This window comes from Xanthomarina gelatinilytica (assembly GCF_000348685.1).
Taxonomy (GTDB): domain Bacteria; phylum Bacteroidota; class Bacteroidia; order Flavobacteriales; family Flavobacteriaceae; genus Xanthomarina; species Xanthomarina gelatinilytica.
In genome coordinates this window covers 58748-69606 of sequence record NZ_ANLA01000003.1, presented here as the reverse complement: position 1 = coordinate 69606, position 10859 = coordinate 58748, and the positions used below count along the sequence as shown (strand labels likewise).

General features: G+C 39.6%; 2 protein-coding genes. Both read left to right on the top strand.

Features of this window, described 5'->3' with window-relative positions:
• The coding region (locus D778_RS14595) for a coiled-coil domain-containing protein (RefSeq protein WP_162138284.1) at positions 1–1083 on the top strand (1083 nt) is incomplete at its 5' end.
• Positions 1084–1160: 77 nt separating this feature from the next.
• Complete coding sequence (locus D778_RS00655; protein WP_007646682.1) at positions 1161–10826, top strand: T9SS type B sorting domain-containing protein; 9666 nt, start codon at positions 1161–1163, stop codon at positions 10824–10826.
• The last annotated feature ends 33 nt before the right edge of the window (positions 10827–10859 follow it).

Genomic DNA, 10859 nt, shown 5'->3' with positions numbered 1-10859 from the left:
GAAGCCGAAGAACAGGCTAGATTGGCAGCCGAACGTGCAGCACAACTGGAAGCAGAAGAACAGGCTAGGTTGGCAGCCGAACAGGCAGCACAATTGGAAGCAGAAGAACAGGCTAGGTTGGCAGCCGAACAGGCAGCACAATTGGAAGCTGAAGAACAGGCTAGATTGGCGGCCGAACAGGCAGCACAAGCCAACCTAGAGATAGCACAAAAAGATGACTTGGCCAAATCAATGTATGCTTTAACCGAAGAGACCAAGGAAGACAAAGCGAAACAAGAAGAATTATTAATTCGTTTAAATGAAGTTCTTATTATTAAAGAAAAGGATCTTAAAGATTTAAAGGAAGAAAACGATTTAAGCGAACAAGGTATTTATTTGGAACCAAAACCATTTAAGAGTATAACGGCTGAAAACAGAGCTATGGAAGCCATAAAATCGGAATTGGAAGCCACTATCAATAAACGTAATCAAACCATTTCGGAGCTGGAAAATCTATATAACCAAAGAATTAAAAAAGGCTCCAATAGAAACGATGCTACCAGTCAATATTATTTGGAAACCATCCAGAATTTAAAAGCTGAGCAAGTGGAATCCGAAAGAATGCGAGCCAGTATTGTTTCTACCTTGGAAACTGTTAAGGTAGCCACTGAAGTGGAGCGTAAAAGACGTATAAAACGTGCCCTTTATGACAATGAGAAAGATAGGTTCAACAAAGACATGGCAGCTTTGGAGAGAATCAAGAAAAATACCCCATTAAGTCCTGTTCCTTTAAGTATAGAAGATTTCAATTTTGGAGAAGAACAAAGTGGTAATGTGCAGATATTAAAAGGTGTTCAAAATGTGGACAATGGATATTACATGATTATTGCCGTACACGAAAATATAAATGATAGAGATGAATTTTTAGAGAAAGTGGTTGCTTCTGGACAATCTGATGTCAACTTCTTCTTTGATGTCAACTCAAGTAAATATTATATCTATTATCAGAAGTTTGATTATGTAGAAGAAGCCATGAGAGCATTGGATTCAAAAGGAAATAAACCATATAATGAAAAAATGTCTGTTGTTAAAATAGAAGATTAAGAAACCAAGAGAAAGCCCCATTTGGTCTTCATAACGCCCCTTATGTTGATTGAATGTTTATATAAATTAAAAATATCATGAAAAAACCTACTTTTTTTAAGATTGGCATTGTTGTAACCATACTACTCTTGAGCATGCAGACTGTTGCTCAAAACTTTGTGCCCTTTACACCGAGATTTAATAGAGATTTAAAAGGAGACATACGTCTTATTGGAAATAATATTTTAGGTCCAAGCAATAATCCTTTTAATGACAACACGGTTTACAACCACAACGTGGACATGCGTTATATAGACATTGATGGCGATGCCTCGACGTTTAATTCCTCTAGTGCAGATTTAGAAATCCCTAATCCAGGATGTTACCAAATTGTTCATGCTGGTTTGTACTGGGGAGCTGTAACCAACGGCAACGACCCCATCACCAATGTCAAGTTTAAAGGACCCACAGGAGGTTATCATGATATTGTAGGGACTGTGATATACGAGGCCAATGGTGTTGAAACAGGAAGTAGTTATCCTTATTCCTGTTTTGCAGATGTTACCTCCATTGTTACAGGTTTGGGAGCAAATTTAGGAACTTATACTGTAGCAAATGTTTCAACGGCTCAAGGGGAAACATCTACTTTCAATCCATATAACGGGACCGGATATTCGGCTGGTTGGTCGTTGTTTATCGTATTTGAAGACCCAACCTTACCTGGTAAATCCATTACCAGTTTTGATGGGTTTAGTTCCATCAACAGTTCTGTAAATGTGGATATTCCCGTTTCTGGATTCCGTACAGTTCCTGCTCCAACCCCAGTTAGAGCTAATTTTGCATTTGCTGCTTTAGAAGGAGATAGTCCCATTCAAAATGATAGGTTACGATTAAACGGGGTTACCATGTCTGCTGTGGATAGACCAGCAAACAACTTCTTTAATTCTTCCGTTACACAATTAAGCGCTTTACCAGTCAACAACAGGGTTCCAAACAGTACAAACACATTAGGTTTTGATACTGGAGTTATGGTGATTCCAAATCCGGGAAACACAGTTATTGGAAATGGTGATACTTCAGCAACCATTAGAATGGAAAGTAATCAGGACCAATATTTTGCTTATTTCTGTGCTTTTGCAGTAGATATCATTGAGCCCAAAATAGTCCTTACCAAAATAGTGGAAGATGATTTTGGGAATGATATTGGAGGGCAAACCGTTGGGTTGGGAACCTCTTTGAATTATGTGATTGGTTTTCATAATTCTGGTAATGACGATGCCAACAACCTAACCATTAGGGATGTACTTCCTATCAACATTGTTTTTAATTATCCAGCCGATTTAGGCGTTTTACCACCAGGTGTTACGGTTCAAAGCTATAATCCTGCGACTAGGGAAATTATTTTTAATGTTGATAACTCCATAGTTGAACAAGGCGATCCCGTGACTGAAATTCGCATTCATGTACAAGTTGTTGATAGTTGCGATAGTTTAGCAGATGCTTGCTCTAATATAATTAACAATCAAGCTTTTGCAACTTATGGAGGCATAGAGAATCCAAACTTTATTATTACAGACGATCCTAGTTTGAACACCAATACGGGCTGTTTGATAATACCTCAAGCAACAAATTTCTTGGCCGATTTGGATTGTGCGTTTACAGAGAATGTAATTCTTTGTGGAGATACTGTACAATTAACAGCAGCCAATGGATATGATTCATACTCGTGGTCCACAAGTCCTACGGGAACACCAGTAATTGGAACCACTCAAACCATAACGGTTAATGCCACAGGAACGTATTATGTTCATAATACAGCAACAGCACCTTGTCAATCCATAGATCAAACCTTTGTGGTAACCAATTATGGAGGAACGACCTTAACCAATCCGGTTATTCCTTTTGCCGATGAAGTTGTTACCTGTCCGAATAACGGAAAACCACTACCAAACATCTTTTTATGTGGAGCAAACGATTCCACATTTATTGACACCTATATCACTGATGCCACATCCATAATCTGGGAACAACTTGACGAGGGCAGCTGTGCACCAGTTTCGGATCCTGATTGTGCAAATGAAAATGCAGCATGCACCTGGAATCAAGTTGGTACAGGTCCAACCTACAATGCCAATACTTCGGGACAATTTAGGTTAACCATTAATTATGAAGGAGGTTGTTTTAACCAGTTTTATTTCAATGTGTATCAAAATGTATTAAATCCAACAGTTACAAGTAACGATATTATTTGTACTACCCCAGGACAAATTACCGTTGGAGGCGTACCTAATGGCTATGAATACAGTATTGATGGCATAAACTTTCAAACCAGTAATGTGTTTACTGTCACTGCAGCAGGTACTTATACAATTTATGTTCAACAAGTTGGCATTCCAACCAATCCATGTGTTTTTACTGTGCCAGATGTACAGATTAGAGCAAGGGATTTTACAGTATCCATTGATGTTGCCCAACCATTATGTTATGGAGACAAGGGAAGCATTACCTTAGCGGCAAATGATGTGGAGCCTCAATATTTCTTCTCCATTTATGATGGGGGAACCCTTGTAAATAGTGTAGGACCTATTACGGAAAACAATTATACGTTTTCAAACCTAAATCCAGGAACTTATACCACTTTGGTGGAAACAGAAGATGGTTGTACACATACCGAAGATGTTGAAATTATTGAACCACCATTATTAACGGCAACTTCCGCATTAACAAGTCCGTTAACCTGTACAGACGGAGAAATTACCGTTTATGCCAATGGCGGAACACCACCATACTTCTATTTTGTGAACAGTACCACAGATTTCCAAACGGTTCCAGAAATAGTTGTTACAGGTCCAGGGGTTTATAACATTACAGTTATTGATTCCAATAACTGTGAAGCTACAACATCCATTACAGTGGATGCCACTTTGGCTCCAGATTTTACAGTGGATCAAACAAATATTTTATGTGCAGGTTCTGTAACAGGTTCCATAACCATTAATGTAAGCAATCCAAATGGAAATAGCCTGATGTACAGTATTGATGGCGGTGTGACTTTTGTAAGTTCTAATGTGTTTGCAGGATTGGCAGTAGGAACTTATGAGGTGGTGGTACAATATACCACAGGACCGGATGTTTGTGTTACAGATCCACAGACCATAAATATTACCGAGAGTGACCCTTTAACAGGAACGGCAACCTTAACTACAGCTTATTCATGTACAAGTAATGGGGAAATTACGGTATCTGGGGTTTCTGGAGGAACACCACCTTATACCTATAGTATTGATGGTATCACATTTCAATCTGGATCCACATTTACAGGATTAACAAGTGGTACTTATACCATAACCATACAAGATGATAGTGGATGTACAGCAATAGCTGATACCATAACTATCGATCCTTTGAATCCACCTACAGATTTAACTTTTGATCATACACCTTTAAGTTGTCCGTTAAATACATCTACTGTTACCATTACAGGAACAACTGGAGGTTTTGGAACGTTGCAATATCAAATTATTGCTCCAGCCTCTGACGCAACACCTTATCAAACTTCCAATGTGTTTGCTGATTTGGCTCCTGGTACTTATACATTTCAGGTTATAGATGAACATGACTGTACGTATTCGGAATCATATACAATCAACCCATTGCCAGCATTAACAGTAGTTGGACAAAGCATTACTGATGTTACTTGTTTTGGAGATTTGGACGGTTCGGTTCAATTTACAGTTTCGGGTTCTACAGGGTTTCAATATTCGATTAATGGAGGTGCGTCAACAGCAGGCACGTCTCCTGTAACTTTAACAGGTTTGGCAGCTGGAACATATACTATTGTGGTTACAGATACTACAACAAACTGTGATGCTACCGATACCTTAACGGTTGCTGGTCCAACATCGGCCTTAGGTATTTCAACAACTGTAAGTCCAATTACCTGTAATGGAAGTGGCCAAGTGGTTATAAACGCAACAGGAGGTTGGGGAGGAAACACTTACAGTATTACTTTACCAGATGGTACTGTAATTCCGGCTCAAGCCAGTAATACTTTTATGAATTTAACACAAACAGGAACTTATATAGCAACAGTTATAGATTCCCACGGTTGTACCGTAGATACAACATTTGATTTGGTTGTACCTACAAGTCCTTCTGCTACCATAGCAGCCACTTCAGATTATTGTTATGATGCTACCAATGCAGCGAGTTTGGAAGTATCTGCATCGGGTGGCCAACCACCTTATCAATATAGTATTAATGGTGCACCATATACTTCCAATAATGTGTTTAGCAATTTGGTTCCGGGAACTTATACCATTACAGTTAGGGATGCTTACGGATGTACATTTACTTTACCTGCAGAAACTATAGCAGCTCAATTGACTGTGAATACAGTTGTGACCAAAGATTTGGATTGTACAGCCTCTCCTGATGCTGTAATCACTGGTACTATTTCAGGAGGATATGCTCCATTTACCTATGAGGTGTCCATTAATGGAGGTGCTTTTACCTCTTTGGGAACAACAGGTTCACCATTTACATACACATCTGCTACTGATGGAACCTTTCAATTTCAAATCACAGATGCTCAGGGTTGTACAGCGCTTTCATCGGTAACCACCATTGATGCCATAACTTTACCTGAAATTCTTTCGGTAACCCAAACACAACCTATATTATGCTCAGGAGATAGCAATGCAGCAATAGATGTTGTAATAAACACCACAGTTGGTGAGCCGGTTTATGTGATAAATGTTTATAACACCACGACAGGAACCGATTATGGAACACAAACTTCAGGGCTTACGGCAGGTTCCTACACCATTACCTTGACAGATAATAATTCTTGTACAGATACGGAGACGATTGTAATTGCAGAACCATCACCTATAGTTGTGAATTATCATTCAGTTGATATTACTTGTAGCCCAAGTGGTGTGTCTCAAGGATCAGTGATAGTAGATGGGGTCACAGGAGGAACAGCGCCTTATAATTATTTTGTAACAGGCACCAACGGATATTCCAATTCAGAATTAAACACAACAGGGTCAACCTCAGTGAGTTTTGATGTGGTTGATTTTGGGTTGTACCAAATCAATGTGGTTGATGCTAATGGTTGTTCTGTATTAATCCAAGATGTGCTGGTAGCTTCCCCACCAGACGATTTAGATATTAATATTTCAGCTACATCCAACTGTCTTTCAGGAGGTGAAGCTGTAGTGAGTGTAGGAACTGTTTTATCCAGTTCCGGACCGTTCTTTTTCAGTATCTATCAAGGTCCAATTTCTGTATATCCAAATCCACCAGGATCATGGGTTCCAGAAGATACTCCGGGAAGTCAGACTGCTACATTTACAGGATTGATTCCAGGGGTCACCTACACATTTATTGTTTATGATGATGCTACAGGATGTAGTTATTATGAAACTGCTACAAGTCCTATTCCTACTAATTCTACTTTAACAGCAACAGCTGTTACAGCAAACAACATTACCTGTACAGGAAGTGCCGATGGAAATGTATCGTTCACCATTAACAGTACCTATGGTACGGCTACCAACGTTACCTATGAAATATTTGATTCCTTATCTTTAAATACCACTGGAATTAATGGATTGGGTGTTGTACCTGCAAATGGGTCTTTACCTGTAACTAACTTAGGGCCATTGCCTTTTGGAAATTACTTTGTTTTAATAAGTGAAACTTCTGGACCTAATACTGGTTGTAGTGTGGTTTCTGTACCATTTAATATTACGGAATCAGCCATAGAGTTAAGTTTGACAGCTACAGTGGATCAAAATGCCAACTGTCATCCAAACTCAGGTGTTATCAGTGCCATAGCTACAGATGGAACACCTCCATACATGTATCAAATTACAACTTCGGCAACTGCACCACTACCAACCGATCCTTCTTGGGGATCTACAAATGTGTTCAATATGGATGCCAATAGTTATTATGTACATGCCATGGATGCATATGGATGTATTAAAACAACACCTGTTTTGGTATTACCAATGGATCCTTCGCCAGTGATAGCTGCAACTGTAAGCAATCAATGTAACACGGCCGAAGGTGCTTTTGAAATAGATGTAACCTTACCAACTGCTGGAATGTCTCCTTATACGTTCAGTATCAATGGAGGCGCATTTCAAACACAAACAGTTCCATTTACTATCCAGAATTTAGCTTCAGGTACGCATACCATTGAAGTAAGGGATGTGAATGGCTGTGGTAATTTGGTAAGTGTGACCATTGAACCACCTTTAGGGATTTCCCCAACAGTTACAGGCATTACAACTTGTTCTGATGATGATGGTGAAATTACAGTAACTGCCGTAGGTGGAACAGGAACTTATAGTTATAGCATCAGTCCTAATCCAGCCACTATTAGTTTAACTGGGAATGTGTTTTCTGGTGTACCTTCGGGGACTTATACAGTAACAATTACAGACACCAACACTTTATGTACGGAAGATGCAACCATTACTTTAGATGCCGCAACACCTGTAAGCTTTACAACTTCTGTAACAGATGTGAGTTGTAACGGAAGTAATGAAGGTGTTATTACGGTTAACCTGGATGCAGGAAACGATAACCCAATTTATACTTATGAAATTATTGCACCTATTGTAGTGGCACCTCAAACCTCGAATGTGTTTACAGGCTTGGCAGCAGGAACCTATACGGTTCAAGTAAATTCAGGTAGAGGTTGTTCCAATACCATGGATGTTACTGTTGGTGAACCTACTTTGCTAACAGTATCAGGAACTGCTACAGATTTTGCCTGTGCAGCAGATGGATCTGTAAATGCGTCTGTGTTAACCATTACAGAAGTGGGAGGAACCCCTTCTTATACCTATAGTATTGATGGCATCAATTATTTTGGCACCAATGTGTTTGATATCTTAGATACAGGAAGTGCACAAACCATTGATATTTATGTGAAAGATGCCAATGGCTGTATTGCTACCAATACAGTAAATATATTACCATTGCCAACCTTAACTATGGCAACTGTGGCAGAAGCAACACCAATTGACTGTAACAATACAGGTTCCATAGCTATTACCGTTACAGGTGGATCAGGTAATTTTGAATATGAAATGTTGCCAAATGGCACAGCACAAGCTTCCAACATCTTTGCTATCTCATCACCAGGAGATTATTATTTCCTAATAACCGATTTAGATACAGGTTGTACCATTGCCACAGCAGCTTATACAGTGGCTCCATTTGATACCATTGATGCCATGGCTACAGCTACAACTGCTGTAACCTGTTTTGGCGATACCAATGGTGCTATGGAAATTAACGTTAGTGGATATTCTGGAACGTATACCTATGAAGTTTTTGATAACTCAGGAACATCGGTTTTAGGACCAATAGCTACAGACACAAGTACAAACCCACAAACCATTTCTGGATTATTGGCTGGAAATTATACTGTTCAGGTTACAGAAACGGCCAGTCCGTTTTGTGCCACAACAACCAATGTGGTGACCATTACATCACCTACAGAGCCTTTGGCGATTGTTGCTTTGGAAACATCCAATGTTACCTGTACCAATAATTTGGGCACTATCACTGCCACAGCAACTGGTGGTTGGGGAACTTATCAATATGAATTAACAGGAGCGGCCTCGGTAGCTTATTCTTCCAATGGAACTTTTGAAAATCTAGCTGCTGGAACCTATACCGTAAATGTTATGGATGCTGGTGGTTGTATAGCCTCACAAACGCTTACATTGGACGTGCCAACACCAATAAATGCAACTGTAACACCTAGTGCGACATTGCTGGCATGCTTTGGGGATGCCAATGCAACTATTACTGTGTCAAATATTACGGGAGGACAGGGAAGTAATTACTCTTATACCTTGAATATGCTTTCACCTACCATCAGTTCTTCCGGACCACAGACGTCGCCTGTGTTTGGAAATCTTGGAGTAGGAACCTATCAAGTTTTGGTAACAGATGCCTATAGCTGTAGTTTTACTTCAGCAGATATTGTTATTACGCAACCAACTCCAATACAAGCCAGTTTGGTGGCAGAAACAACCCAAACCTGTTTAAACCAAGCCACACTTACTTTAAGCGCCACAGGTGGGACAGGGCCTTATACTTATAGCGATAACAGTACGTTGACACCAGTTTTGGGATCTTTTGCGACATCTACCACCTTCCCAGTTCCTGTAGGAACACATGCCTATTATGTGCAAGATGCCAATGGCTGTATCGCAATCGTTTCAAATGAAATAACGATTGAACCATTGCCAACATTAACCCTTAATTTGTCCTTGACAAATGCAACCATCAATTGTACAGGAGATGCTACTGGTGTGGTTGTGGCTACTGCTCAAGGTGGTTTAGGAAACTATGTTTACACGATGCAGGATGCTAGTGGAAATACCATTCCTGCAACTCAAAATAGTCCAGGGGTATTTACAGAGCTTCCAGCTGGAAGCTATCAAGTGCATGTGGAAAGTGGTGATTGTTTAGCCATATCAGCTCCTTTTGATATTACTGAGCCATCAGCTCCATTAACTGCGCCTTTTACGGTATCAAATGTCACTTGTTATGGTGCAAACGATGGATCTGTAACCATTAACGCTTCGGGTGGAACAGGATTGATCATGTATGCTATTTCACCACAATTAAATCAGTTTTTTGATACCAATGTTTTTGAAGACTTAGAGCCGGGAACCTATGATGTAATCGTGCAAGATGAGCTGGGATGTTATGTGATGCTTAATTTCACCATTAACGAACCTGCACCTGTTGTAATAAGCATTGTGCCTAATTCCATTGTTCCAGAGGTTTGTGAAGGGGATTTAGATGGTGAATTTAGTATAGATATTTCTGGTGGTACACCTCCTTATTCTGTAAGCATAGGCGATTATAATGGTCCTTACACAACCGGAACTTTAGGACAAACACAGTTTGATTTTACTGGATTGGGTGGAGGAGACCATATGGTTTATGTACGCGATAGTCAAGGTTGTGAATCTGAATGGAATATCACGTTCCCAGAATCTGTTAGAATCAATCCTTTTGTTGAAATAGAGTATACCTGTGTCAACAATGCCTCAAGTAATATTGTAACTGTTCTTGTAGATGAAAGCATTTCCAATCCAGAAGATTTGGATTATTCCTTGGATGGAGGCCCTTATCAGGCTAGCAATGTGTTTGTGGATGTTGTTCCTGGAACTGGTCATTATATAGATGTAAGACATACCAATGGCTGTATTCAAAGAACGGAACTCTTTGATATTACATCTTTCGATCCTTTAACCCTGGTTTTAAACGATGGCGAAATAAATGAAATCATTGCAGTTGCCTCAGGAGGTTCTGGAGAGTATGAATTTACCTTGAATGGAGAATCTTATGGAAGCACCAATGTGTTTGTAATTTCAGAATCTGGAACCTATACAGTAACCGTTACAGATAGTAATGGGTGTGTGGCAACAGCATCCAGACATTTCGATTATGTGGATGTGTGCATCCCTAATTACTTTACGCCAAATGGCGATGGTGTTCTGGATGGTTGGGCTCCGGGATGCGTGGTTCATTATCCAAATCTTGACTTTGATATTTTCGATAGATATGGTAGAAAAATTGCGACCTTAAGAGTTGGTCAAACCTGGGATGGCACTTATCAAGGGAAAGAACTTCCTACTGGAGATTACTGGTATGTGGTAAGACTTAATGATCCTAATGACAATAGGGATTTTGTTGGACATTTTACATTGTACAGATAAACCTAGGGGATTAAAATTTTAAAACGATTCAAG